The following is a 345-nucleotide window of genomic DNA, read 5'->3' as shown; positions in this document are numbered from 1 at the left end:
ATTAATTACGAAATGTCTTGTTTATATATCTAAATATAGGGTGGGTTACTGCTGAACGAGGGATGTCATACTCCCTCCGTTATTAACTAAACACGATGCTAGTTGTCATTTTTTTCGCTTCCTGTTAATTCAAAAACTAAATCGTCATGGAATAGATTTAGTCCATTGACCTGTGCCTGAGCATCATCATGATCATCAGCCTCAATCCACAAAAAATGAATTCGACCAAATCCTGTCATTTGCACTTCATACATATCTCTATCTCCTATCTATTAATCAACTCACCACAGCCCACAGAATGGACTGTAATTAGTTAACTGTGCCTGCTTTTAACCACGTCAGGCG

General features: G+C 38.0%; 1 protein-coding gene. It reads right to left on the bottom strand.

All coding sequences use genetic code 11. The features are described from left to right. Positions 1 to 98: 98 nt before the first annotated feature. Positions 99 to 254, bottom strand: a complete 156-nt coding sequence (locus ACYUCW_RS18220; protein ID WP_155722985.1) for a hypothetical protein — start codon at positions 252 to 254, stop codon at positions 99 to 101. Positions 255 to 345: the final 91 nt, after the last annotated feature.

The organism is Proteus sp. MB838, from assembly GCF_054767435.1.
The sequence above is the reverse complement of the archived record's forward strand: the minus strand, read 5'-3'. Positions and strand labels throughout refer to the sequence as shown.

What these genes read in the sequence shown, in the direction of transcription:
- ACYUCW_RS18220 (WP_155722985.1), bottom strand. Translation starts at nt 254, where the DNA reads ATGTATGAAGTGCAAATGACAGGATTTGGTCGAATTCATTTTTTGTGG.